This is a genomic window from Nocardioides albus (genome assembly GCF_014648255.1).
Classification (GTDB): domain Bacteria; phylum Actinomycetota; class Actinomycetes; order Propionibacteriales; family Nocardioidaceae; genus Nocardioides; species Nocardioides albus.
In genome coordinates this window covers 363,381-388,695 of sequence record NZ_BMQT01000006.1, presented here as the reverse complement: position 1 = coordinate 388,695, position 25,315 = coordinate 363,381, and the positions used below count along the sequence as shown (strand labels likewise).

Sequence of the window (25,315 nt, the reverse complement as noted above, 5' to 3'; positions counted from 1 at the left end):
CCACGTCCGTAGCGCAAGCGCGAGAATACGGATGCGATCGCATGACGTCTTGAATGTTCACTCGCTGGCGCTCGCTCATAAGAACACATCATGACGCCTAGTCGAGCCAGAGTCACCAGTAGAGCGGCCGAGAGAACCGACACATTCCCTGGGTATGCTCAAGTTGCGGGGCCGGCGAGGGGTCACGTCGGCCTATGACACGCATCGGCGATTCCTTCGGATCGGGCGGCCTATCCGGAGCCCTCCCGGGATACCGTGAGAGGTGTGTCAACGGAGACGCACATCAAACCTGTCCAAGCTTCGCAGACGGCCCAGCGGTTCCGCCTGCCGAGCACCACCTACTTCCGCAACGTAGCCCCTGAGGAGCTCACCGGTCGCAGCGAGACCGATCTCGCCGGCGCGGTGGGATCACACCTGTCGCTGGCAGCCAGTCGCCCGCAAGGCACCGCCGCCGTGCGCATCCTCACCCCGACCACCGCCGTAGACGGTTGGTCCGCCGGGGGCCGCAGCGTCGTCGAGATCGTCGTCGACGACATGCCCTACCTCGTGGACTCGGTCAAGACCGAGCTCTACCGGCGTGGCCTCGACGTCCATCTCGTCGTCCACCCCGTCATCGACGTCGCCCGTGACGTGACCGGTGCGCTCGAGGGGGTGAACGAAGGTGACATCAGCGAGTCCTGGATGCACATCGAGATCGACCGGCTCGCCCCCGACGCCGCCAAGGAGATCGTCGCGGGCCTCGAGGGAGTCCTCGAGGACGTACGCGAGGTCGTCGAGGACGAGCCGCGGCTGCACCGCCGACTGGCGGAGATCGCGGCCGGCCTGCGCTACACCCCGCCCAACAGCGTGCCGCGCGAGGAGGCCTCCGAGGCCGCCGAGCTGCTGGCCTGGCTGGCCGAGGACCACTTCCTGCTGACCGGCTACCGCGAGTACCGCCTCGACGGCGACTACCTGCGCGGCCTCTCCGGCACCGGCCTGGGCATCCTGCGCGCCGACCCGCCTCAGGCCTCCGACCACGGCAAGATGCCGCCCAAGGTCGCCGCCCACGCCCGGGACAAGGTCATGCTCGTCCTGGCGAAGGCCAACTCACGCTCGACGGTCGGAGAGCCCGCCTACCTCGACCACGTCGGCATCAAGATCTTCAACGGCGCCGGCGAGGTGATCGGCGAGCACCGCTTCCTCGGGCTCTTCACCACGAAGGCGGCCCGACAGTCGGTGACCCGGATCCCGGTCGTACGCGGCAAGGTCGCCGCGGTCCTCGACCACACCGGCTACGACGCCCGCAGCCACACCGGCAAGGCGATGCTCGACGCGATGGAGACCTACCCGCGCGAGGAGCTCTTCCACGCCTCCTCCGAGGAGCTGATGGACCTCGCTGAAGCCGCGCTGGGAGCGATCGAGCGCCGCATCCTCCGGGTCGCGGTCCGCCCCGACACGTACGGTCGCTATGTCTCGGTGCTCGTCTCGCTGCCGCGTGACCGCTACAACACCACGGTCCGCGAGCGGTTCTCGAAGGTGCTCCTCGACGTCCTCGGCGGCACCGACCTCGAGTTCACCGTACGCATCAGCGAGTCGACCACCGCCCGGGTGCACTTTGTGGTGCACGGCACCACCGAGTCGCTCGGCAAGGCCCTGGACACGCCGGGGCTGGTCGACAGCCTCGAGTCGCGGCTGCGCAAGGCCGCCCGGAGCTGGCGCGACGACCTGGTCAGCGCGGTCATCGCCCACACCGGCGAGGACGGCGCGGCCCGGCTCGCGCACCTGCTCGACGCGTTCCCGGAGGCCTACAAGGAGGACTTCGACGCCGACACCGGCGCCGCCGACCTGACCCGCCTGGAGCTGCTCTCGCACCAGGGCGAGGCGGTCGACTTCTCCTTCTACAAGGACCCGGAGAACACCGACGGGTTCCGGATCAAGATCTACCGCACCGGCGGCCCGCTCTCGCTGTCCTCGATGCTCCCGATCCTGTCGTCGTTCGGCTTCGACGTCACCGACGAGCGTCCCTACGACCTCGAAGGGGTCGGCGCGTCCGGGGCGGAGGAGTGGTTCATCTACGACTTCGGCCTCACCTACGCCGGCACCCCGGTCGGCACGCCCACCCAGCTGGTGGCCGCGCTGCACCAGGCCTGGTCCGGGCGCAGCGAGGTCGACCGTCTGAACGCGCTCGTCCTGGCGGGGCTCGACCACGGCCAGATCACGGTGCTGCGCGCCTACGGCCGTTACCTGCGCCAGGCCGGCACCCCCAACTCGTTCGCGACCATCGCGGGCGCGCTGGTGGCCAACCCCGGCATCGCGCGGCAGATCGTGGAGCTGTTCGAGACCCGTTTCGACCCCTCGCTCACGACACGCGACGAGACGAAGCGTGCTGAGGCGATCATCGAGGCTCTCGACGACGTCGCGAGCCTCGACCAGGACCGGATCCTGCGCAGCTACGTCTCCGCGATCCTGGCGACGACGCGGACCAACTACTACCGGGGTCGGTCCTACCTGGCGCTCAAGTTCGACCCGCAGCAGGTGCCCGACCTGCCGCTGCCGCGGCCGGCGTACGAGATCTTCGTCTACTCGCCCGACGTCGAGGGCGTGCACCTGCGCTTCGACGCCGTGGCCCGTGGCGGGCTGCGGTGGAGCGACCGGCGCGACGACTTCCGCACCGAGGTGCTCGGGCTGGCGAAGGCGCAGCAGGTCAAGAACACCGTGATCGTGCCGGGTGGCGCGAAGGGTGGCTTCGTCCCCAAGGGCGTGGCCGGTCCCGACGCCTACGTCACCTTCCTCCGGGGCCTGCTCGACGTCACCGACAACCGGGTGGACGGTGAGATCGTGCCGCCGCCCGACGTGGTGCGTCACGACGCCGACGACTCCTACCTGGTCGTCGCCGCAGACAAGGGCACCGCGACGTTCTCCGACCTGGCCAACTCGGTTGCGGCGGAGTACGACTTCTGGCTCGGTGACGCGTTCGCCTCCGGAGGCTCGGCGGGCTATGACCACAAGGCGATGGGGATCACCTCCCGAGGTGCCTGGGTCTCGGTGCAGCACCACTTCAAGCAGCTCGGCATCGACCCGCAGACCGACGAGATCACTGCTGTCGGCGTCGGCGACATGTCCGGGGACGTGTTCGGCAACGGCATGCTGCGCTCGGACCGGATCCGGCTCGTGGCGGCCTTCGACCACCGGCACATCTTCATCGATCCGACGCCCGATGCGGCGACGGGGTTCCAGGAGCGGAAGCGTCTCTTCGAGACCCCTGGGTCGAACTGGGAGTCCTACGGCACCGCACTGATCTCGGCAGGCGGCGGCGTGTGGTCGCGGCAGCTGAAGTGGGTGCCGATCAGTCCCGAGGTGCGCGTGGCGCTCGGTCTCGCGGCCGACGTCAAGCGGCTGACGCCGCAGGAGCTGATCAGCGCGATCCTGTGCGCGCCGGTCGACCTGCTGTGGAACGGCGGGATCGGGACGTACGTCAAGGCCTCTGAGGAGACTCACGACGACGCCGGTGACCACGCCAACGACGGCGTCCGGGTGAATGCCGCCGACCTGCGGGTGCGAGTCGTCGGCGAGGGCGGCAACCTGGGCATCACCCAGGCCGCGCGCGTCGAGTACGCCCGCAAGGGGGGACTGATCAACACCGACGCGATCGACAACTCCGCCGGTGTCGGCACCTCCGACCACGAGGTGAACCTCAAGATCCTGCTGGACCGTGAGGTACGCGCCGGCTCGCTCACCCTCGCCGAGCGTGACGAGCTGCTCGAGGAGATGACCGATGAGGTCGCCGCCCTCGTGCTGGCTCACAACGAGGCTCACAACGTGACCTTGACCCGTGCGGTCGCCTCGGCGCCGCAGCTGCTCGAGGCTCACGAGCGTCAGATCGCCGAGTGGGTCACCGACGGCCTCCTCAGCCGCGACGTCGAAGGACTGCCGTCATCGACCGAGGTGGCCCGCCGTCTGGAGGCCGGGGAGGGGCTCACCGCTCCCGAGCTGGCCGTCGTGCTCGCCTGGACGAAGATCGAGCGTCGACGCGAGCTGGTCGCTGAAGGCCTTCCGGACCCGGCGACGGACCCGGAGAAGACGCAGCGGCTGGTGGCGTACTTCCCGACTGCCGTCCGGGAGCGTTTCCCCGAGGCTATCCTGGAGCACCCGCTGCGTCGGGAGATCTGGGCGACCTCGGTGGTCAACGAAGAGGTCAACCGTGCCTTCGGGCGCGTCGGCGAGCCGTCACAGTGAGCACCGTGCCGGCGAGCATGAGCGAGACACCGAGCGCGGCGAACACCCACGACGGGCCGCCGGTCTCGGGCAACGAGCTCTGAGGTGAGATCTCCGTCGACGGTCCTGGGTCCGGGGCCGTCGGCGGATTCTCATTTCCACCAGGGACCGGGACATCGGTGGGGCCCGGCGCCGGCGTGGGGTCCGGTGTGGGGTCCGGCGTGGGGGTCGGCGTCGGGCTCGGTGAGGCGACCTCGTCGAGCCGGAAGTCCTGCCCGCCGCGGATCTCGCCGGCCGAGGTGATCGTGACCGTACGCGTGGGCTCGCCCACCACCCGCGTCCCGTCCGGTGCAGTGACGGTGATGGTGTAGTCGCCCGGTGGCAGGTCCTCGACGACGTAGCCGCCCGCGTCGTCGGTGGTGACCGCGACCGGCCCGTCGGGGCCTTCCACGGTGACGGTGACGCCGGCGACCGGGGCGCCGGACGAGGCGTCGGTGACCTGCCCGGCGACCGCGCCGGGGCGGGTGAGGTCGAAGTCGACCCCGGTCACGTCGCTCGCGGCCACGGCGACCGGCCGCGAGGTGGCGCCGGAGTAGCCCTCGGGGGCGTCGATCTCGGCGGTGTAGTCACCGGGCGGAACGCCGTCGAGCAGGTAGGTGCCGTCGCCGTCGGTGACGGTGGTGATCGGGTCGCCGCCACCAGCGGGGACGAGTCGCACCTGGACGCCACCGAGTCCGTTGCCGCCGCCGGTCACGGTGCCGGAGACGCTGGCGAGCTGGTTCACCACGAAGTCCTGGCCGGCCACCGGATCATCGGCGACGGTGATGTCGGAGCGGGTCGTACCGTCGGGGCCGCCGTTGTAGCCGTCGGGAACGGTGAGTGTCACCGAGTAACCCGTGCCGGTGTCGTTGTCGTCGAAGAGATAGCCGCCGTCCACGTCCGTGGTCGTGGTCGCAGTGGTCCCATCGGGACGGCTGAGGGTCACGGTCGCTCCTGGGACCGGTGCCCCGGCGTCGTCGCGTACGGTGCCGCTGATGGGCTGCGGGATCACCTGCCGCACCTCGAAGTCGGCTCGTGAGGCGGGGTCGCCGTCGTTGCCACGGTTGCTGACCACAGCTTCGGCCGTCCCGACCGTCGCGCAGCTCTCAGGTCGGCTGAGCCGGACGGTGTAGCCGTCCTGGGTGGCGTACTCGCCGAAGGAGTAGGTGCCGTCGGCGGCGGGGCTCGTGGTCGCCAGCGTCTCGCCGTAGGGCGAGACCAGAGTGAGCACCGCGTCCTCGACGGGGCACGAGCCGGACGTGGACACGTCGGAGACCGTGCCGCTGATCGGCCGCGCCCTGCTCACGAACCAGGTCTGGTAGACCGGGAACCCCGCGCGGCGGGTGAAGACGAAGGACAGGCTGGTGATCCGGATGTCGGGCTCGTACCAACCGCTGGCGCCGTTCGTGTCGGCGGCGGTCGGGTTTCCGGTCAACGTCGAGGTGGCCGCGTTCCAGGTCGGCTGGTCGGCACCGCCGGCATAGTTGAACGAGCCCTGGAACCACGACGAGATCTCTGCGGCCGGGACCGGGCCGCCGTTCTCGTCGGTCGCCAGGATCTGGACCTGGTCCGAGTCGATGTCGCCGAGAACGAATGCCCAGCCGGTGTCGGGCGTCGGGTTCTCGAAGGCGTACGTCGTGGTCGAGGCGCCGCTCGGGGTGTCGGCCTTCGGTCGCAGGTTGATGTAGGCCGACCCGCGGCTCGAGCCGTACTTCGCCCCCGGAGGCGTGCTGGTGTCGAGGAAGGTGCTCGCGCCGCTGGGAAGGGCGACGTTGGCCCGGGAGTCGCTGGCCATCTCTGCCCGGGGGAAGCCGGCCGACCGCTGGGTCATCGTCGTGGAGTAGTCGTTCGAGGTCCCGGAGATCGGGGCCCACCCGGCCCACGAGTCGGTCATCGCGTGAGCCGGTGCCGGCGACAGCACCGTGATGAACGCTCCGGCCAGAAGCACCAACGCCAAACAGGCCCGTTTGAACATGGAGGGATCCTTCTTCGGTATACGAAGGCTGCATCGGGGGACTTCGGCAGAATATCGGAGCGTTGTCGGACTTTTGTGCTCAGAATCGCACCTACGATCGCCTTTGGCATTGTTAGTGCTCGGATGGCGGCTCCCGAAGCTCCACGGGTATCGAACCACAGCACCTGATGTGGGTTACGTCTCAACCGCGACGGGCCACCGGGTTCCTACTCGCGAGTCACCAACGCGTTGGTTTACCGTCAAAATCGCGTCCAGCCCAGGGCGCCAGTAGGGAGATACGCGAACGATGAGCACGAGCCAGATCGCCGAGAAGCGCGAGGTGCGCGAAGCCAACCGAGTCGAAGGCCATAACGCCAGATCCTGGCTGCTGGTCTCCGCGATGCGTACGGAGATCTTCGACGACGCACAGCTCAGCCGAGCAGACCAGATCATCCTCGACATGGAGGACGCGATCGACACCTCGCTCAAGGACCAGGCCCGCGAGAACGTGACGGGCTGGCTCAAGGGCGGCGGCCGTGCCTGGGTGCGCATCAACGACTGGACCACCGACGACTGGGCCGAGGACATCTCGGCGCTCGCCGGGATCGAGACGCTCGCCGGCGTGATGCTCGCGAAGACCGAGTCGCCGGACCAGGTGACCGACACCTTCCAGCGACTGGGCGGCAGCACCCCGGTCATCCCGCTGCTCGAGTCGGCGCTGGGGATCGAGGACGCCGCGACCATCGCCCGGGCGCGCGGCGCCTACCGGCTCGCGTTCGGCTCCGGTGACTACCGCCGCGACACCGGCGCGGAGAACGACCCCCTCGCGATGGCCTACCCGCGGACCAAGCTGGTCCTCGCCTCGCGGATCGGCAACCTGTCCGGTCCGATCGACGGCCCGACGGTCGGCAGCAGCCACCCGCTCCTGCGTGAGCAGTCCGCCGACGGCGTCGCGATGGGTATGACCGGCAAGCTCTGCCTCGACATCGAGCAGCCCTCGGTGATCAACGAGTCGTTCAGCCCGTCCCCGTCCGACGTGACCTGGGCCCACGAGTTCCTCCAGAAGTTCGAGGAGGGCGGCCGTGTGATCCGCGACGGCAGCGACAAGCCACGTCTGGCTCGTGCCGAGACGATCAAGCGCCGCGCCGAGCTGTTCAAGATCAAGCCGGACACCGACGCCTACGACGCTCCCACCTCCGGCCCCAGCGTCTACTGAACCCACGCCGAGTCGGCTCGTCATGACGAGCCGACTCGGCCTGGTTTTTGGTCAAGATGCGCCGAGTGGGCGGGGCTCGGCTAGCGTTGAGGTCGTGGATCTGCAGCAGCGCATCAGTGACCGGGCCGGTGAGATTCTGCTCTTCGCCGTCACCCCACCGAGGGTGACGACGGACCCCGAGAGGGTGCAGCAGATCGCGGAGGTCACGCTCGAGCGGATCCGGCCGCTCGAGGTCGACGGACTGATTCTCTACGACATCGACGACGAGTCCGACCGCAACCCCGAGGAGCGGCCGTTCCCGTTCGTACGCACCCTCGACCCGGCCGATTTCCTCGAGCGCAACCTCGCCGGCCTCGATGTGCCGGCCGTCGTCTACCGCGCCACCGGGAAGTACGACGAGCCGACGCTGCGCGACTGGGTCAAGACCCAGGATCCGGGCAAGGCGCTCTCGGTCTTCGTCGGTGCCTCCTCGGGTGAGAAGCGGGTCGCCACCAGCCTGCGCCGCGCCCAGCAGATCCGCAACGAGACCAACCCCGACCTGCTGCTCGGAGCAGTCGCGATCCCCGAGCGGCACACCGCCAAAGGCGACGAGCACCTGCGCCTGATCGCCAAGCAGGAGGCGGGCTGCTCCTACTTCGTCACCCAGGTCGTCTACGACGTCAACGCCGCCAAGAACCTCGTCTCCGACTACCGCTACGAGTGCGACGCACGCGGCCTTCAGCCGGTGCCGATCGTGTTCACCTTCTCCGTCTGCGGTTCGATGAAGACCCTCGAGTTCCTCCGCTGGCTCGGCGTCGACGTACCGCGTTGGATCGAGAACGAGCTGCGCCACGCCACCGACACCCTCGACGCCTCGCTCGAGCAGGCCGAGGCGACGGCTCTCGAGCTGATGTCCTTCTGCCGTCAGCTCGGGGTGCCGTTCGGCATCAACATCGAGTCCGTCTCGATCCGCAAGGTCGAGATCGAGGCCTCCGTACGCCTCGCCGAACGGCTCCGGGGCAAGCTGGAGCGCTGACGGCCGGTCGGATGTTCGTCTAGGTATGCAGCCGAACCGTCACTCCCCGTGCGGAGCTCCGACAGGGATGTGACGGTTGCCCTGCATACCTAGACGAACATCCTCACAGCCCCGTGCGCATCGCCCACAGCTCGGGAAACAGGATGATGTCGAGCTGCTTGCGCAGGTAGGAGACACCGCTGGTCCCGCCGGTGCCGGGTTTGAAGCCGATGATCCGTTCGACGGTGGTCACGTGGCGGAACCGCCAGACCCGGAAGGTGGTCTCCAGGTCGGTGAGCTCCTCGCCGAGCTCGTAGAGGTCCCAGTGCTTCTCCGGGTCGCGGTAGACCTCACGCCAGGCGGCCTCGACAGCGTCGGAGGCGGCGTACTCCTGCTTCCAGTCCCTGTCGAGGTGGTCGGCCGGGATGTCGAAGCCGCGCCGGGCCAGCAGCCGCAGCGACTCGTCGTAGAGAGAAGGCCGTCCGTACGCGGCCAGCACGTCCTTCTCGTGCGGCCGCCCCTCGTGGACGCGGAGGGTGTAGACCGCCTTGTTGCCGAGCGCGAACTCGATGCAGCGGTACTGCCACGACTGGAAACCCGAGCCGGTGGCCAGGTAGGGGCGGAACTTGTCGTACTCGGTCGGGGTCAGCGTCGAGAGCACGTCCCAGGCGTGCACGAGCTGCTCCATGACCCGGGAGACACGGGCCAGCCCCTTGAACGCCGGGCGCACCTCGTCGACCGAGAGCAGACGCTGCGCCTCGGTCAGCTCGTGCAGCGCCAGCCGCATCCACAGCTCCATCGCCTGGTGCTGGACGATGAAGAGCATCTCGTGGTGGTCGCCCGAGAGCGGGTGCTGCGCGCCGAGCACCTCCGGCAGGTGGAGGTAGTCGGAGTAGTCCATCGGAAGGTCCTGCGTGCTGCTCATGTGACTGCTCCTCGGGTCCAGAAGCGCTCGTCGCGCCATTCGTCGTTGTCCATCACCGAGACCAGGTGGTCGACGGCGTCCCACACGTCGACGTAGCGGGTGTAGAGCGGGGTTACCCCGAACCGCAGGATGTCCGGTGATCCTGCCGAAGCGGAGCCCGAGGCAATTGATCCTGCGCGGAAGTCGCCGATCACGCCGCGCTCGATGAGCGCCTGCACGATCGCGTACGCACCTTCGTCGACGCTCAGCGACAGCTGGCTGCCTCGCTGCGCGTCGTCGAGCGGGGACTCGATGGTGAACCCAGGGAGCCGGGACGCGACGAGGTCGGCGAAGAGCCGGGTCAGCGCGAGCGACTTCTCCCGGATCGCCTCGAGACCTCCGTACGCCTCGGCTGCCAGCAGCGTGTCGACGCCGCACTCCAGGGCGGAGATGCCGATGATGCCCGGGGTGCCGGACAGGTAGCGCGAGACCCCCTCCGCAGGCCGGTATCCCGGCGACATCTCGAACGGCGCGGCGTGACCCATCCAGCCCGACAGCGGCTGCTCGAAGCGGTCGACATGGCGCGGGTTGACCCACAGGAACGCGGGCGATCCCGGGCCGCCGTTGAGGAACTTGTAGCCGCAGCCGACCGCGAAGTCGGCATCGGCGCCGCCAAGATCCACCGGCACCGCACCCGCTGAGTGGCACAGGTCCCAGACCGCGAGCACGCCGTGCTCGTGGGCGCGCGCGGTCACCGCGGCCATGTCGTGCAGGTAGCCGGTGCGGTAGTTGACCTCGGTCAGCATCAGCACCGCGGCGCGGTCGAGCAGCCCCTCGATCTCCTCGGGCGAGTCGACCAGCACCAGCTCGTAGCCGCGGTCACGGCAGAGCGAGGAGGCGATGTAGAGGTCGGTCGGGAAGTTGCTGCGCTCGCTGACCACGATCCGGCGTTCGGGGGCGTCGGACGCGGCGATCGAGAGCGCCGAGGCGAGCACCTTGTAGACGTTGAGCGAGGTGGAGTCGGCGACCACGACCTCGCCCGGGCCGGCGCCGACGAGCCGGGCGACCTTGTCGCCGACCCGCTGGGGCAGACCGATCCAGTCGGCCGTGTTCCACGACTCGATCAGCCCACGTCCCCACTCCTCGGTGACGACCTCGGCCACCCGGCCGGCGGTGGCGCGGGGGAGCGCGCCGAGCGAGTTGCCGTCGAGATAGATCGTCCCCTCGGGCAGCGCGAAGAGCTCTCGGAGCGGGGTCAGCGGGTCTGCGGCGTCGCGAGCGACGACGTCGTCACGGTTCATCGGGAGGACTCCTGGGTGAGCGGCCTGAGCACGGCCCGCACGGGCGCGGCATCGGCGGTGGTGAGCTTGAGGGGGAGTGCGATCAGCTCGTAGTCGCCCGCCGGGACCTCGTCGAGCAGCAGGTTCTCCAGGATGCGTACGTCGTGACGATGCGTCGCGAAGTGTGCCGGCAGGTCCTTGGAGTCGGCGGGGTCGAGGCTCGCTGCGTCCGTGCCGACCAGCCGCACCCCGTGCGAGGCGAGCAGGTCGATCAGCGGGGGGTCGAGCGCGCAGAAGTCGTCGTCCCAGGTGGTGGGCTGGGTGGCGTACGTCCGGAACAGCACGCGCGGCGGCAGGTCGGTGACGTCGACGTCGTCGACGGTGACCAGCGGCCGTACGCCGGAGACGTCGACGACCCGGCACGGCCCGAGGAACGGCTCCAACGACATCTCACCGGCCGGTGCGCCGTCGTCGGTGAAGTGCAGCGGCGCATCGGCGTGCGCGCCGACGTGTGCCGACAGGCTCAGCTCGGCCACGTTGACCGGGCACCCCGGGCCGATGCGGAACGTCCAGCCGACCTCGGTCGCGTGATCACCGGGGAAGACCGGCGAGTCCGCGTGAACGGGTGGTGAGATGTCCCACAGTTGCGCCATGCTCCGCAGCCTAGATGACCCCATTTTCCGCCGAGTCGGCGCATCTTGACCGGACACCCTGTCGAGTCGGCGCATTCTGACCGGACACCCTGTCGAGTCGGCGCGTCATGACGAGCCGGCTCGGCGTTGGATCGGGTCAGGATGAGGCGAGGGAGTAACCGCGCGAAGCGCGGACTCGGCGCTTCAGGCGGAGAGGAACTCGGTGGCCACCGGGGCCAGAGCCGCGGCCTTGACCATGTGGTCCTGCCCGTCGAGGACCACGTAGCGTCCGTCCGGGACCGCCTTGGCGATGGCCTGCTGGGCATTGGTCATGTAGGCCGGGCTCTTGCTCCCGGCCCCCGACAGCACCGGCACCGACACGTCCTTGTAGTAGCCCTTCGGCAACGGCCGACCCTGCTGGAACGGCACGCACATCCCGAGGTCGTACGTCAGCGTGTGCGCAACAGGAGTGAGCTTCTTGAAGGCTGGGGTCAGGCGCATGATCTTGATCGCGATCCACGGCATCCCGACCACGCGCATGAACCGCTCGATCGCCGCTGCCCGCTTCCCCTTCTCGATCAGCTCCTCGACCTGCTGCGCCAGGTCGGCGTCGTTGGGGCGGTGGGTGTCGTCGAGGATGAGGGGCGCCTCGTAGGCGACGATCTTGTCGATCGGAAGCCCCGCCCGCGCGCCCTCGAGCGCGAGGAAGGCGCCGGAGCTGAGGCCCAGCAGGTGGGCGTGCCCACCGGCGGCCTCGATCACGGCACCCAGGTCGGCGACCTCCTGCTCGACCGCCTCCATGGTGCCCACGGCAGCGGGCTTGGCGATCGTGCTCTCGCCCCGGCCGCGGCGGTCGTAGCGGTAGACGGTGAAACGGTCCGAGAGCGCGTCGGCCAGCTCCTGCGAGGGTCCGAAACCGCGATAGCACATCGCCCCGTCGACGAGGACGAGCGCAGGGCCGGTGCCGGCGACGTCGTAGGCGATCGTGGAGCCGTCGGCGGAGATGGTGGTCTTGGTCATGGTGCTCTTTCCTGTCCAGCGGTTGTCGGGCCCGTCGGGCCCGGTTGATGCTTACGCGTCGGACGAGCCCACGTCGTTTCGACACGCGGCCGCGCGCTTCTCCAGAAGTTTCCGTTCCTCGGCGTTGTCGGTCGACGAGGCCGCCTCGTCGAAGGCTTCCGCGGCCTCGTGGTGCCGGCCGGCACGATGCAGCAGGTCACCACGTACGCCGGCCGGCAGGTGCGACCCCGGAAGGGCACCGTCGGGAAGGCCCGCAAGGATCGCCAGCCCGGCGTCGGGCCCGAACGCACGTCCGTGCGCCACGGCCCGGTTGACCTCGATGACGGCACCCGGGGCGGCGGAGGCGAGCACGTCGTAGAGACGCGCGATCTCGGCCCAGTCGGTCTGCTCGGCCGTGCGGGCGCGGCCGTGGCACGCCGCGATCATCGCCTGCACCAGATAGCTCCCGCCGGGGGTGCCGGAGGAGGCCAGCGCCTTCGCCCGGTCGACCGCGGCCAGCCCGCGCCGCAGGAGGAGGTGGTCCCACCTGGTCCGGTCCTGGTCCTCGAGCAGCACCGGGTGGCCATCGGCATCCGCCCGGGCCACGAGCCGCGACCCCTGGATCTCCAACAGGCCCTGCAACGCCTGCGCCTCCGGGTCGCCGGGGGCGTGCGCGGCCAGCATCCGGGCCAGCCGCATCCCCTCCAGGCACAGCTCGGGCCGGGTCCACGACGGCCCGGACGTCGCCGCGTAGCCCTCGTTGAATACCAGGTAGATCGTCTGCATCACCTCGCGCAGACGTGCAGCGCGCTCTTCGCCCACCGGAAGCTCGAACGTGGCCCCGACCTCGGCCAGGGTGCGCTTCGCCCGCGAGATCCGCTGGCCGACGGCCGACTCCTTGGCGAAGTAGGCGCGGGCGATCTCGGCGGTCGTCAGTCCGCCCACGAGCCGCAGCGTCAGCACCGTGCGGGAGTCGGGTGCCAGCGTCGGATGGCAGGAGAGGAACATCAGCCGCAGCACATCGTCCTCGATATGGTCGACCGCGGCCACCAGGTCCGGCATCTCACCCTCCTCCAGCTCGTGCCCCAGCAGGGCGACCTTGCGGCGCAGCACCTCGTCGCGGCGGAACCCGTCGATCGCGCGCCGCTTCGCGATCGACATCAACCAGGCTCCGGGACTGCGGGGGATGCCCTCGTGCGGCCACTGCTCCAGCGCCGCGACGAGGGCATCCTGGGCGAGGTCCTCGGCCAGGTCGAGGTCATGCGTCATCCGCGCCAGACCGGCGAGGAGACGTACGGACTCGTTGCGCCAGACCGCGACGATCGCTTCTTCGGTAGGCGAGCTCATTCCGCCGCTGGGTCCGGCGGTCCGACCAACGGCCGCATCTCCACGGCCACGTCCTGCCCGGGCCAGAGCTCCTCGTGGAACCGGACCATCCGGCGTCCGATCTCGGCGGCCTCCTCGTGGGAGCGGACCTCGAACAGCGAGAAGCCGCCGGCGACCTCCTTGGCCTCGGCGAACGGCCCGTCGACGTGGGTCACCTCCCCGGCGGTCAGCCGGATCTCCAGCCCAGGCCCGAGACCGTCGGCGTCGAGCAGGATGCCGTCGGCGTGCTGCTGCTTGATCTCGGCCTCCACCGCCTCCATCAGAGCGACCGGCGGCGGCCCGGCCTCGGGAGCCATCTTCACCAGCATCATGTAGCGCATCAGTTTCTCCTTGCGGGTGCGCGACGCCTCTGTCGTGCGTCGTCGCCTACGCGTCGAGCAGAGCCTGCCGCTTTCGACACGCCGGCACCAGAGATTTGGGTACGTGTTGCCTCCGCGCTGCGCGCGGTCACTCCCTCGCTCGGCGCGAGCCCCGGTCGTCTAGGACGCCTTCGACTTCTTCTTCTTGCTCTCCTCGGCCTCATCGGGGACCTTCTCGCCGCGCGACTTCTTCGCGTCGGCGACGGAGCGCTGCAGCGCGGCCAGCAGGTCGACGACCTCGCCGGAGGTCTTGGTGGAGGTGGGGGTCCGCTCGACCTCGCCGCCCTCGATCTTGGCCTTCACCATCTCCTCGATGGCCTCGGCGTAGTCGTCGGAGAACTCCTCGGGGTGGAAGTCGCCCGCCAGGGTCTCGACGAGCATGTTGGCCATCTTGATCTCGGAGTCCTTGACCTCTCCGGCCTCGACGTTGAAGTCGGGCACCCGGATCTCGTCGGGCCACATCATCGTCTGCAGCACGATCACGTCGCCGTTGTCGGTCGGCCGCACCCGGAGCGCCGCGACCGTGGTGCGCTGGCGCAGCGCGACCGTCACGAGGGCCACCCGGTCGGCCTCGAGGAGCGCCTGGCGCAGCAGCGCGTAGGGCTTGACCCCGGTCTTCTCCGGCTCCAGGTAGTAGCTCTTCTCGAAGAGCATCGGGTCGATCTGGTCGCTCGGCACGAACTTCTCCACCGCGATCTCGCGCGAGGAGGTCGTCGGCAGGTTGGCGAAGTCGTCGTCGGTGAGGATGACCATCTCGCCGTCCTCGGTCTCATAGCCCTTCGCGATCTCGGAGTAGGGCACCTCCTCGCCGTCGATCGAGCAGATCCGCTGATAGCGGATCCGGCCGCCATCGGCCTGGTGCACCTGACGGAAGGAGACGTCGTGGGACTCCGTCGCCGAGTAGAGCTTCACGGGCACGCTGACCAGCCCGAACGAGACCGCACCCTTCCAGATCGCACGCATACGGACCCCTCGTCAGTCGGTAGGAACTCACCCAGTATCGGTTGGATTCACCGATATCGGTACCCCATTTGCCCACGTCAGAGCCACCCACGTACGGCGGGATGAAGCAAGATGGGGTCATGCGCTCAACGCTGCGCCCCATGTTGGCCACGCCTGGCAGCCACGTGCCGCCGGGGGAGGAGTGGGTCCATGAGGTCAAGTGGGACGGCATCCGTCTTCTCGGCGACAGCCCCGCAGGACGTACGCAGGCTCGGCTGACGACGCGCAACGAGAACGACGCGACGACTGCCTGGCCGGAGATCGCGGACGGTCCGACGCGCGACCTCCTCGTCGATGGCGAGGTGATCGCCCTCAACGACGGCGGGCTCCCGGACTTCCGCGTGCTCATGGACAGGATGCACAACCGTGATCGCCGAAAGGCGGCCCGGTTCGCGGCGGAGCGGCCCGCGACGTACATGGTCTTCGATCTTCTCCGTCTCGACGGGCGGCTGCTCGTCGACGAGCCCTGGACCGAGCGGCGCAAGGTGCTCGAGGGCCTTCACGCCGACGGTGACCTGGGTTCGTGGCAGGTGCCGGGGACCTACGAGGACGGCCACATGCTCCATGAGGTCACCAAGCAGCAGGGGCTCGAGGGGATCGTGTCGAAGCGTCGTGGCAGCCGCTACCGGCCGGGGGAGCGGAGCAAGGACTGGATCAAGCTGCCCCACCGCTACCGGGCCTCGCTGGTGGTCGGCGGCTGGCGACCCGAGGTGGGCACCGAGGGCGGCACCGAGCGTCTCGGCGCACTGCTCGTCGGGCAGCCGACGCCCGACGGGCTGATCTACCGCGGGCGGGTCGGCAGCGGCATCACCGGCAAACGGGCCCAGCGGCTCGGGGAGCTGCTCCGTGAGACCGGGCGGAACCCTTTCGCCGGTCCCGACGTCGATCCCGACGGGGGAGTGCCGGCCGTGGACGCGAAGGGGACCCACTGGGTCGAGCCGCTCCTCGTCGTGGAGGTGGAGACCCACGGCACCGCGGTCGCGGCGGCGAGCTACGAGGGCCGGCTGCGGCAGCCGAGCTTCATCGGCATCCGCGACGACATCGAGCCGAAGGATCTGTGATGGTCGAACGAGAAGAGGTACGCGTCGAGGTGGACGGCCGGGTCCTGACCCTGACCAGCCTCAGCAAGGTGCTCTATCCCCGCACCGGCATGACCAAGGGGGAGGTGCTCAACTACTACGCCCAGGTCGCGCCGGTTCTCCTGCCGCAGCTCCAGGACCGAGCCGTGACGCGGATCCGCTGGCCGCACGGCATCGGCGACATGTCCTTCTTCGAGAAGAACGCCCCGGCCGGCACCCCCAGCTGGGTCCGCACCGTCACCGTTCCGACCACGGGATCTCGTACTGCCGACCACAAGGAGGGAACACTCTCCTTTCCGATCCTCGACAGTCTTGCCGCTCTCACCTGGGCCGCGAACCTCTCCGCGCTGGAGCTGCACGTCCACCAGTGGACGGTCGGCGCCGACGGCGCCCCGGCCGGTGCGAACCGGATTGTGATCGACCTCGACCCGGGCGAGCCGGCCGGTCTGCAGGAGTGCTGCGAGGTGGCCTTGCTGGTGCGCGAGGCGCTGGATGCCCGTGATCTGGTGGCGACCCCTGTGCTCAGCGGCAGCAAGGGCCTGCATCTGTACGCCGCCCTGCCGGAGGCTGTCGAGCCGGACGTGGCCACAGCGCTGGCCAAGGAGATCGCCGAGGACCTGCAGAAGGCGAACCCGCGCCAGGTGACCGCCACGATGACGAAGAGTCGCAGGTCAGGCAAGGTTTTCCTGGACTGGTCCCAGAACTCCGGGTCGAAGACGACCATCTGTCCCTACTCGCTTCGCGGCAAGGAGATCCCGACGGTCGCGGCCCCGATCACGTGGGACGAGGTCACCGAAGGGGCCGAGGATCCGCTCGGTATCGAGCAGCTCGGACCTAACAATGTGATCACGCGCTTATCTGAAAGGGGGGATCTCTTCACAAGTCCTACGGGCCTGTAACTATTGTTCTCTTCATGTCTAACTCCGTGCTCGTCGTAGAAGACCAAGAGGACATCGCCGCTCCGCTGGTGCGCACGCTCCAGCGTGAGGGGTACGACGTCACCTGGGTCGACTCCGGCAAGAAGGCGCTGGAGCTGCTCGCGCCCCCGTACGAGGCCGAGCTCGTGCTGCTCGACCTGGGCCTTCCTGACATGGACGGCCTCGAGGTCTGCAAGGCCGCACGGGACAACGGCTACGAGGGCGGGATCATGATCCTCACCGCTCGTGACGCCGAGATCGACCTCGTGGTCGGCCTCGACGCCGGCGCCGACGACTATCTGGCCAAGCCGTTCGCGCTGGCCGTCCTCCAGGCCCGCGTTCGGGCGCTCCTGCGCCGCTCGGGTCCGGTCGAGCCCGGTGCGGACGACGACGCGCTGCGCATCGACGTCGCCGCCCACCGGGTCTACGCCGGAGACCGCGAGGTGACGCTGACCGGCAAGGAGTTCGCGCTCCTGGCCGTCCTGGCTGCTTCTCGTGACAAGGTCGTCTCCCGGGACCGGCTGATGGCCGAGGTCTGGGACGAGAACTGGTACGGCTCGACCAAGACGCTCGACGTCACCGTCGGCCGCCTGCGCCAGAAGCTCGAGGCGGCAGGTGTGCAGGAGAAGGTCGTCGCGGTCCGCGGGGTCGGGTTCCGGCTCGAAGCCGGAGAGTAGGCACAGTCGGCTCGAAGCGGCGGAATGAGTCAAGGGCAACCCGCCTTCAAACGGTCGTTCACCGGTGAGATGACTCACAAACAACGGTAAAACCACGCGTGAACAGGCGGATCGTGCCCCGACTGCACGAATTCCGGATTGGATCCGCTTGAGTTGTCATGTCACCTTGGTTGCGCCGTGCAGAACGCACGACCGGCCCCGGTTCACGCCTAATCCTGTCCCTCCGGAAGCCGGCCCCTACTACTGAACCCCCTTACCCCTCACACTCAGCAGTACGTATGGGACAGGAGCGGGGGACCCAAGATTCTCAGCGACTAACTCGGACGGTCGCTTGGGGTGAAGCCATCGAAGATGGCCGGGCAACCTTCTAGCCCGAACCCGACAGCTCACCTCGCAGGCGTGGGAAGGAACTCACGCATGTCCAAGTCCGTATCCCGACCTGCCCATCGAGGCACGTCGCGTCCCTTCCGGGTGCCCAACGTCTCCATCGCCCGGACGATCGCAGGATCGCTCAGCGGCCACGGCAAGCTCGTCGGCCGCATCACTCTCGCCAGCGGCATCGCCGCAGGTGCCCTGGTGGCGGTCCCCGCCGCCAACGCCGCGCCGGTCTCCCACAAGACCTCCCTCGAGTCGGCCGTCGAGTCGGCCGAGGTGGTGGAGGCTCCGACGCTGGAGGCCTCGGCCACCCCCACGGCGATGGTCACCGACATCAAGCAGCTCGAGCGGGCTGTCGAGACGCAGCAGCGCAAGGCCGAGGCGGCCCGCAAGGCGGCCGAGGCGAAGCGCAAGGCCGCGATCGCCGCCAAGAAGGCGGCGGAGGCCAAGAGGAAGGCCGAGGCGGAGGCCAAGGCCTTCGCCGCGAGCAAGCAGGGCAAGATCGAGCGGGCGATCAGCGTCGCCTCGCAGCAGATCGGCGACCCGTACGTCTGGGGCGCCACCGGTCCGAGCTCGTTCGACTGCTCCGGCCTGACGCAGTACGCCTTCAGTGCCGCCGGCATCGAGCTGCCCCGGGTCTCGCGGGACCAGGCCGCTGCGCTGCCGACGGTCGCGAACGACCAGATCCAGCGCGGTGACCTGATGTTCTGGGGCAGCCCCGTCTACCACGTGGGCATCTTCCTGCGCTGGGAGAACGGTCAGGCGATCATGCTGCACGCCCCCAAGCCGGGTGCGTCTGTTCGCGAGGAGGCTGCCTGGGACGGCTGGTTCGCCGGCTCGACCCACCAGGCCTGAGTTCTTCTCCGGGTCGTATATCCCCCCGGCGCTCGCCCTCCGGTTCCCCATGCCGGAGGGCGAGCGCATTTCCGAAGCGGAGCCCGAGGAAGTCGGCACAGCGAGGGTCGGCGAATCGGGTGCGGCCCCACGCGTCAAGTAACCTGTAAGACGTGGCAGGCCCCGAATTCGACACCGAGATCAAGCAGCTCCAGGCAACGATGCAGACCATCGGCCAGGTGCTGGACCTGGATGCGATGCGCAAGGAGATCGCCGACCTCGGCGAGCAGGTCGCCGCGCCCGACCTCTGGGACGACCAGGACAACGCCACCCGCGTCACCGGCCGCCTCTCCCTGCTGCAGAACGAGCTCAACAAGTTCACCGAGCTCCACACCCGTATCGAGGACCTCGGCCTGATGGTCGAGATGGCCCAGGAGGAGGGTGACGCCGACTCGCTCGCCGAGTCCGAGGCCGAGCTGGGCCGGGTCAAGAAGGCCGTCGAGAGCCTGGAGATCCGCACCCTGCTCTCGGGGGAGTACGACGCCCGCGAGGCACTGATCACGATCCGCTCCGGCGCTGGTGGCGTCGACGCTGCCGACTTCGCCGAGATGCTGATGCGGATGTACGTCCGCTGGGCCGAGCGCAACAAATACCCGGTCGAGGTCTTCGACACCTCCTACGCCGAGGAGGCCGGGCTCAAGTCCGCCACCTTCGCGGTCCACGCGCCCTACGCCTACGGCACCCTCTCCGTCGAGGCCGGCACCCACCGTCTGGTGCGGATCAGCCCGTTCGACAACCAGGGCCGCCGCCAGACCTCCTTCGCCGCGGTCGAGGTCGTGCCCGTGCTCGAGCAGACCGACGAGATCGAGCTCGACGAGAACGAGATCAAGGTCGACGTCTACCGCTCCTCGGGTCCCGGCGGCCAGTCGGTCAACACCACCGACTCCGCGGTCCGGCTGACCCACATCCCCACCGGCACCGTGGTCTCCTGCCAGAACGAGAAGTCGCAGCTGCAGAACAAGGCCGCCGCGATGATCGTCCTCAAGGCCAAGCTCCTCGCGCTGAAGAAGGCCGAGGAGGAGGCCCACCTCAAGGATCTCAAGGGTGACGTCGCCGCCTCCTGGGGCGACCAGATGCGCAACTACGTGCTCAACCCCTACCAGATCGTCAAGGACCTGCGTACGACCTACGAGACCGGCAACCCGCAGGCCGTCTTCGACGGGGACATCGACGGGTTCCTCGAGGCCGGCATCCGGTGGCGCCGCGGCGCCGAGAAGGCCGAACAGAACTGACCTGATGGTTGCGCTGACGCGCACCAGGCTTCCACTCCCGGGCCGCGGGGCGGCGTACGTCTATGACGTCTACGGCCCCGAGGGTGCGACGCCGATGGTGCTTCTGCACGAGCTCGGAGGCAGTGCGAAGCGGTGGCAGGGGCTCGTGCCGTCGTTCGCGGCCGAGCACCGGGTCCACGCTTTCGACCTGCGTGGGCACGGAGACTCGGACTGGGCCTCGGAGTACTCCCACCGGCTCATCGCCGACGATGTCATCGTGGCGATGGACTCGCTCGAGATCTCCGGCGCCGTGGTCGTCGGGCACTCGACCGGCGGCAACGTAGCGCTCCTGGTCGCCATGCACCGGCCCGATCTGGTCTCCCGGCTGGTGATCGAGGACGTGGTGCCGCCTGCGCCGCGTCAACGCCGCGGCCCCGGGCGCGCGACCGAGCCGATGTCCTACGACTGGGAGTGCATCGCGTCCCTGCTCGCGGAGGCGACGACGTACGACGCGTGGATGTGGGAGCAGCTCGAGCTGCTGTCCATGCCGACCCTGATCGTGGCAGGTGGGGGAAACAGCCACATCCCGCCGGCAGACCTCGAGGAGGTCGCCAGCCGGATCCCCGATGCCGATCTGGTCCACTTCGACGTCGGCCACTTCGTGCATCGCAACAAGCCTGCGGAGTTCGCTGAGGCGGTGCTGGGCTGGCTGGCGTCGCGGGTGCCGGATACGACGCGTCCCGCGTCGCGGGTGGGATCCCCATCCCTAAGGACCCCACCCGCTCTCGCCGACAGGCCCTGCTCTGACTCAGAGCCCACGGCGACGCGCGCCGCTCGTTGACTCGGCTGGACCGCCCGAGCGACTAAGTCGATTAAAGCACTCGACTTTGTTTCACGCAAATGGCTCGCCTGGTCCGGGCTCGCCTGGTCGGGTCGGGGTGGTCGACCGTGATCAGGCGGACGCTGCGGTCGCCGTCACCAGGCACCAGCGCGAGGCGCGCTTCTGGAGCGTCGCGGTCGCCTCGCCCGCCTTGCCGGTGAGCTCACAGGAGAGCCAGGCGTCTCCGAAGAGTCCGTGCAGGACCACCTTGGGCTGCTTCTTCGCGTCGACGCAGGTGAGTGCGACCGACGGCTTCCCGTACGCAGGGCTCGACGAGGCCTTGCAGCCCTTCGGCACGCTCTTGGTCATCTGCGTGGCCCAGTCCAGGGTGACCGGCGGAGCGAAGACCCAGGAGCGCGCAGAGGTGGCGGACTCCTCCGGGCCGGTCCAGATGCACCCGTACTCCTGGGCGACGTCGCTCACCTCGCCGGAGATGACCACCTGGTCGCCGTCGCCGTAGGCTTTCTTCTCGGTCGCGGCGCCACCGAGCGCCTCGGTCACGTCCTCGGTCGGTACGCGGTCGCAGAAGGCGCCCCGGCGTACGTGCATCGTGGTGGTGTCGGCGGTGCTGAGATCGCCCTTGACCTCGGGGGTCTCCGGCTCGTCGTCTTTCAGGGTGAGCACGCCGACCCCGACCGCGATCGCGGTGAGGACTACGGCACCGAGGAGGATCCGGACTGCAGAGCGCACGCCGTCAGAGTACAGGGGCAGGTATCTCAGAGCCGAAGTGTCGAGTCCCACCACCGTTGCACTACCCTCGGTGCGGTGATCCGCTTCGAGAAGGTCAGCAAGGCCTACCCAGGGCAGGCACGACCCGCCCTCAACAGCCTTTCGATCGACATCCAGAAGGGGGAGTTCGTCTTCCTCGTGGGCCAGTCCGGCTCGGGGAAGTCGACGGCGCTCAAGCTGATGCTGCGCGAGCAGCGGCCGACCACCGGGCGTGTCTACGTCGCCGGCAAGGAGATCAACCGGCTCGCGGGCTGGAAGGTGCCTCGGCTGCGCCGCCAGGTCGGCACGATCTTCCAGGACTTCCGCCTACTGACCAACAAGACCGTCGCCGAGAACGTCGCCTTCGCGATGCAGGTGACCGGTCACTCCAACCGCGAGATCCGTCAGCGCGTCCCGGAGACGCTCGAGCTGGTCGGCCTCGACGGCAAGGGCGACCGGATGCCCGACGAGCTCTCCGGTGGTGAGCAGCAGCGGGTGGCAGTCGCTCGCGCCTTCATCAACCGACCGATGATCCTGATCGCCGACGAGCCGACCGGAAACCTCGACCCCGGCAACACCGTCGGCATCATGCGCCTGCTCGACCGGATCAACCGGTCAGGCACCACCATCGTGATGGCCACCCACGACGTCCAGATGGTCGACCAGATGCGCAAGCGCGTCATCGAGCTCGAGCACGGCCACCTCGTACGCGACCAGGTCCAGGGCGGCTACGGGGCCCAATTCTGAGGCTTCAGCTCTGAGCTGGGCTTCCTCGCTTTTCGACCAGGTTCCACAACCAGAAAAGGTTCCTCGACCCGCCATGCAGCTGCGCTACGTATTCACCGAGCTCCGCCAGGGGCTACGCCGCAACCTGTCGATGCACGTCGCGGTGGCCCTGACGCTGCTCGTCTCGCTGACCCTCGCCGGCGTCGGCCTGCTGCTGCGTGAGCAGGCCCAGCTGACCGAGGAGGTCTGGGGCGACGAGCTGCAGATCACCTTCTACATGTGCAACGGCGCCAACGACCGCAACCCGCAGTGCGCCGGTGCCGTCGACGACAGCCAGAAGAAGGTCATCACCGACGCGCTCGAGGACAACAGGTACGTCGACAAGATCGAGGAGGAGAGCCAGGAGCAGGCCTACGAGCGGCTCCAGGCCCTCGACGTCGAAGGCGTCAGCGGTCCCGACCCGGTGGTCAGGGCCGAGGACATGTGGGAGTCCTACTGGGTCACGATGACCGACCCGCACCACTCCGCCGAGATCATCGAGGCCGTCGCCGGCCTGGACGGCATCGACCACGTCGGAGACGTCCACGAGGTGACCGGTCCCATCCTCGCCGCCGTCGACGGGCTGCAGAGCGCTGCGCTGGTCGGCGCGATCGTGCTGATCGTCGCGGCGCTGCTGCTGGTCGCCAACACCATCCGACTGGCAGCCTTCGCCCGCCGCCGCGAGATCGGCATCATGCGGCTGGTCGGTGCCTCGACCCTCTACATCGCGCTGCCGTTCCTCCTGGAATCGCTCGTGGTGGCGCTGGTCGGGATCGGGCTCTCCGGCGTCGCCCTGGCCGCGGTGATGCACTTCGGCGTGGAGCAGCGACTCTCGTCCACAGCGGTGACCCAGTGGGTCGGCTGGGAGGAGTTCTTCAGCTCCTTCGCGATCGTGGCGCTCCTCGGCATCCTGCTCACCCTCGTTCCGACACTCCTGCTCACCCGCAAATACATCAAGGTCTGACCCGGGTCGCTTAGCGTCTGAGCCGTGCACGCCTTCCCCCGTGCCGGTTCGCTCGCTGCTGTGCTCTGTTGCGCCGTGGTGGCTGCCGTGCTCCTCTCGCCCACCCTTCCCTCCTCTGCCGACGAGAGGGACCGCCTCGAGCAGGAGCAGCGTGAGGTCGAGCAGGACCAGAAGGCCGCTGCCGAGGAGCTCGAGCACTCCAGCGCCGGTCTGCGGAAGGCATCGGCGACGTACGCCGCAGCGCAGAAGAAGCTCGGTCAAGCCCAGTCTCGACTCGACGAGCTCAACGCCGAGCTCGTCGAGGCACAGGCCGCCCACACCAAGCTCGAGGCGGAGCTGGCCGAGCAGAAGCTGCTGCTCGCGGAGGCCAAGAAGCAGCTGGCCGAGGGTCAGGCCGAGGTGAAGGCCCAGCGTGAAGAGATGCGCGACGCGATCCTGACCCGCTTCACCGGGGGAGACCCGAAGCTCGCCCAGGCCGCGGCGCTGCTCTCCGGCGGTTCCCTCGAGGACCTGATGCGCCAGCAGACCTACGTCGACGCGGCCTCTGCCGGCCAGGACGCCACCCTCCAGCGGATGGAGGCCACCGAGACGATGCTCGTCGTCCGCGAGGCCGAGGTGCAGGAGGCGACCGACGCGATCGCGGCCAAGGAGACGAAGGCTCGGGCGCTGGTCGTCGAGGTCGACTCGCTCCGGGACCAGGCCGCTGCCGCCCACACCGAGCTGTCCACGCTGGCGGAGCAGGCAGCCACCGCGAAGCAGTCGGCCGAAGCGGCCAGGGCGGCCGACGCCGCCGAGCTGCGCAAGCTCGAGGCCGAGGAGTCGGCGCTGCGTACCAAGATCCGGTCGCTGGCCTCGGCAGGCACCGGCTCCGACCGGAACGTCGGGTCCGTCGGCGGGCTCTTCGCTGCGCCGGTGACCGACACCTACGTCACCTCGCCCTACGGGATCCGCAAGCACCCGATCTACGGGTACGTCTCGCTGCACAACGGCACCGACTTCTCCGCCCCCTGCGGTCGCCCGTTGCTCGCGATCGACTCGGGGCAGATCATCTCGACCTCGTACTCGAGCGTGTGGGGCAACCGCCTGCACCTCTACCTCGGCAAGGTCAACGGGCACTCCTACACCGCCGTCTACAACCACATCTCGAGCTATGCGAAGCGCTCGGGTTCTGTCGGGCGCGGCGAGACCGTGGCGTACGCGGGGACCACCGGCTGGTCCACGGGCTGCCACCTGCACTTCACGATCCTGCGCGACGGGACCCCGGTCGACCCGATGCCGCTGCTGGGCTGATCTCGGAACGACTGACGCCTAAACGTTTCGCGGTCATGCCCCTGTGCCTGAGAGAATGGGGGAATGGCGAAGGAGCAGGGGCGCAAGATGATCGCGCAGAACAAGAAGGCGCGACACGACTACCACATCGAGGACACCTACGAGGCCGGCATGGTCCTGCAGGGCACCGAGGTGAAGTCGCTGCGTGAAGGTCGCGCGTCGCTGGTCGACGGGTTCGTCGACATCGACCGGGGCGAGGCCTGGATCCACGGGATCCACATCCCGGAATACCTCAACGGCACCTGGACCAACCACGCCGCCCGCCGCAAGCGCAAGCTGCTGCTGAACCGGGCCGAGATCGACAAGATCGAGCGCAAGGTCACCGAGAAGGGCCTCACCGTCGTCCCCCTCGCCCTCTACTTCCTCAACGGCCGCGCCAAGGTCGAGATCGGCGTCGCCAAGGGCAAGAAGTCGTGGGACAAGCGCAACACCATCGCCGAGCGCACGGCCAAGCGCGAGGCCGAGGTCGAGGTCGGGCGCAAGCTCAAGGGGATGACCGGATAAACCGAGTGGGGAATGTCGGCGGGGGCCTGTAGTGTTGTGTCATTGCCTGGTTG

General features: G+C 68.8%; 22 protein-coding genes and 1 riboswitch. Of the genes, 13 read left to right on the top strand and 9 right to left on the bottom strand.

The features are described 5' to 3' along the window. The first annotated feature begins 264 nt into the window (after nt 1-264). Nucleotides 265-4,215: an NAD-glutamate dehydrogenase gene (locus IEY84_RS15225; protein ID WP_229788702.1), complete on the top strand. Its 3,951-nt coding sequence runs from the start codon at nt 265-267 to the stop codon at nt 4,213-4,215. Here the strand turns inward: IEY84_RS15225 and IEY84_RS26955 are convergent. Next, complete coding sequence (locus tag IEY84_RS26955; protein WP_183546978.1) at nt 4,175-6,208, bottom strand: MSCRAMM family protein; 2,034 nt, start codon at nt 6,206-6,208, stop codon at nt 4,175-4,177. The genes IEY84_RS15225 and IEY84_RS26955 overlap by 41 nt on opposite strands. Before the next feature lie 286 nt (nt 6,209-6,494). Between IEY84_RS26955 and IEY84_RS15215 the strand changes: the two genes are divergently transcribed. Together IEY84_RS15215 and IEY84_RS15210 are read left to right on the top strand one after the other, a co-directional pair. Then, nucleotides 6,495-7,403, top strand: coding sequence for an HpcH/HpaI aldolase/citrate lyase family protein (locus IEY84_RS15215; protein ID WP_221208942.1), 909 nt, complete (start codon nt 6,495-6,497; stop codon nt 7,401-7,403). 94 nt (nt 7,404-7,497) lie between these two features. Further along, nucleotides 7,498-8,418, top strand: a complete 921-nt coding sequence (locus IEY84_RS15210; RefSeq protein WP_183546976.1) for a methylenetetrahydrofolate reductase — start codon at nt 7,498-7,500, stop codon at nt 8,416-8,418. 103 nt (nt 8,419-8,521) lie between these two features. Here the strand turns inward: IEY84_RS15210 and IEY84_RS15205 are convergent, their stop codons facing one another. The 7 genes from IEY84_RS15205 to ku form a co-directional block, all read right to left on the bottom strand. After that, nucleotides 8,522-9,322 carry a tryptophan 2,3-dioxygenase gene (locus IEY84_RS15205; protein ID WP_183546974.1) on the bottom strand — a complete coding sequence of 267 codons (801 nt, stop codon included), beginning with the start codon at nt 9,320-9,322 and terminating at the stop codon, nt 8,522-8,524. Next, the gene (gene kynU, locus IEY84_RS15200) at nt 9,319-10,602 is read right to left on the bottom strand and encodes a kynureninase (RefSeq protein ID WP_183546972.1); all 1,284 of its coding nucleotides are present in this window, start codon (nt 10,600-10,602) and stop codon (nt 9,319-9,321) included. The genes IEY84_RS15205 and kynU overlap by 4 nt, the downstream gene beginning before the upstream one ends. Further along, nucleotides 10,599-11,234 (bottom strand): arylformamidase, encoded by a 636-nt coding sequence (kynB, locus tag IEY84_RS15195; protein ID WP_183546969.1) that lies wholly within the window; start codon nt 11,232-11,234, stop codon nt 10,599-10,601. The genes kynU and kynB overlap by 4 nt, the downstream gene beginning before the upstream one ends. Nucleotides 11,235-11,417: 183 nt before the next feature. Continuing rightward, a complete protein-coding gene (locus IEY84_RS15190; RefSeq protein WP_183546967.1) occupies nt 11,418-12,233 on the bottom strand; it encodes an alpha/beta fold hydrolase in 816 nt (271 codons plus the stop codon). A gap of 51 nt (nt 12,234-12,284) precedes the next feature. Continuing rightward, complete coding sequence (locus IEY84_RS15185; RefSeq protein ID WP_183546965.1) at nt 12,285-13,559, bottom strand: RNA polymerase sigma factor; 1,275 nt, start codon at nt 13,557-13,559, stop codon at nt 12,285-12,287. Next, the gene (locus IEY84_RS15180) at nt 13,556-13,918 is read right to left on the bottom strand and encodes a YciI family protein (protein WP_183546963.1); all 363 of its coding nucleotides are present in this window, start codon (nt 13,916-13,918) and stop codon (nt 13,556-13,558) included. Before IEY84_RS15180 ends, IEY84_RS15185 begins: the two co-directional genes overlap by 4 nt. Before the next feature lie 159 nt (nt 13,919-14,077). Further along, the gene (ku, locus tag IEY84_RS15175; protein WP_183546961.1) at nt 14,078-14,920 is read right to left on the bottom strand and encodes a non-homologous end joining protein Ku; all 843 of its coding nucleotides are present in this window, start codon (nt 14,918-14,920) and stop codon (nt 14,078-14,080) included. Nucleotides 14,921-15,060: 140 nt separating this feature from the next. Between ku and IEY84_RS15170 the strand changes: the two genes are divergently transcribed. The 6 genes from IEY84_RS15170 (at nt 15,061) to IEY84_RS15145 (ending at nt 20,953) form a co-directional block, all read left to right on the top strand. After that, a complete protein-coding gene (locus IEY84_RS15170) occupies nt 15,061-16,020 on the top strand; it encodes an ATP-dependent DNA ligase (protein WP_229788701.1) in 960 nt (319 codons plus the stop codon). Beyond that, nucleotides 16,020-16,937, top strand: a complete 918-nt coding sequence (gene ligD / locus IEY84_RS15165) for a non-homologous end-joining DNA ligase (protein WP_183546952.1) — start codon at nt 16,020-16,022, stop codon at nt 16,935-16,937. The genes IEY84_RS15170 and ligD overlap by 1 nt, the downstream gene beginning before the upstream one ends. 14 nt (nt 16,938-16,951) lie before the next feature. Further along, nucleotides 16,952-17,632: a response regulator transcription factor gene (locus IEY84_RS15160; protein ID WP_183546950.1), complete on the top strand. Its 681-nt coding sequence runs from the start codon at nt 16,952-16,954 to the stop codon at nt 17,630-17,632. Between the two features lie 240 nt (nt 17,633-17,872). Beyond that, nucleotides 17,873-18,047: riboswitch (cyclic di-AMP (ydaO/yuaA leader) on the top strand. Between the two features lie 2 nt (nt 18,048-18,049). Next, the gene (locus IEY84_RS15155) at nt 18,050-18,862 is read left to right on the top strand and encodes a C40 family peptidase (RefSeq protein WP_183546948.1); all 813 of its coding nucleotides are present in this window, start codon (nt 18,050-18,052) and stop codon (nt 18,860-18,862) included. 152 nt (nt 18,863-19,014) lie between these two features. Continuing rightward, nucleotides 19,015-20,133 (top strand): peptide chain release factor 2, encoded by a 1,119-nt coding sequence (prfB, locus tag IEY84_RS15150; protein WP_183546946.1) that lies wholly within the window; start codon nt 19,015-19,017, stop codon nt 20,131-20,133. A gap of 4 nt (nt 20,134-20,137) precedes the next feature. After that, complete coding sequence (locus tag IEY84_RS15145) at nt 20,138-20,953, top strand: alpha/beta fold hydrolase (protein WP_183546943.1); 816 nt, start codon at nt 20,138-20,140, stop codon at nt 20,951-20,953. 111 nt (nt 20,954-21,064) lie between these two features. Here IEY84_RS15145 and IEY84_RS15140 read toward each other — a convergent pair whose 3' ends face one another. After that, on the bottom strand, nt 21,065-21,682 hold the full coding sequence (locus IEY84_RS15140; RefSeq protein WP_183546941.1) for a hypothetical protein: 618 nt from the start codon (nt 21,680-21,682) through the stop codon (nt 21,065-21,067). A 75-nt stretch (nt 21,683-21,757) separates the two neighbouring features. On the opposite strand from IEY84_RS15140, the gene ftsE reads away from it, so the two are divergent. From ftsE to smpB, 4 genes are all read left to right on the top strand, one after another. Next, on the top strand, nt 21,758-22,447 hold the full coding sequence (ftsE, locus tag IEY84_RS15135) for a cell division ATP-binding protein FtsE (protein ID WP_183546939.1): 690 nt from the start codon (nt 21,758-21,760) through the stop codon (nt 22,445-22,447). A 73-nt stretch (nt 22,448-22,520) separates the two neighbouring features. Continuing rightward, nucleotides 22,521-23,429 (top strand): permease-like cell division protein FtsX, encoded by a 909-nt coding sequence (ftsX, locus tag IEY84_RS15130; RefSeq protein ID WP_183546937.1) that lies wholly within the window; start codon nt 22,521-22,523, stop codon nt 23,427-23,429. Between the two features lie 24 nt (nt 23,430-23,453). Next, the gene (locus IEY84_RS15125; RefSeq protein WP_183546935.1) at nt 23,454-24,719 is read left to right on the top strand and encodes a murein hydrolase activator EnvC family protein; all 1,266 of its coding nucleotides are present in this window, start codon (nt 23,454-23,456) and stop codon (nt 24,717-24,719) included. 63 nt (nt 24,720-24,782) lie between these two features. Further along, a complete protein-coding gene (gene smpB / locus IEY84_RS15120; RefSeq protein ID WP_179656766.1) occupies nt 24,783-25,262 on the top strand; it encodes an SsrA-binding protein SmpB in 480 nt (159 codons plus the stop codon). Nucleotides 25,263-25,315: the final 53 nt, after the last annotated feature.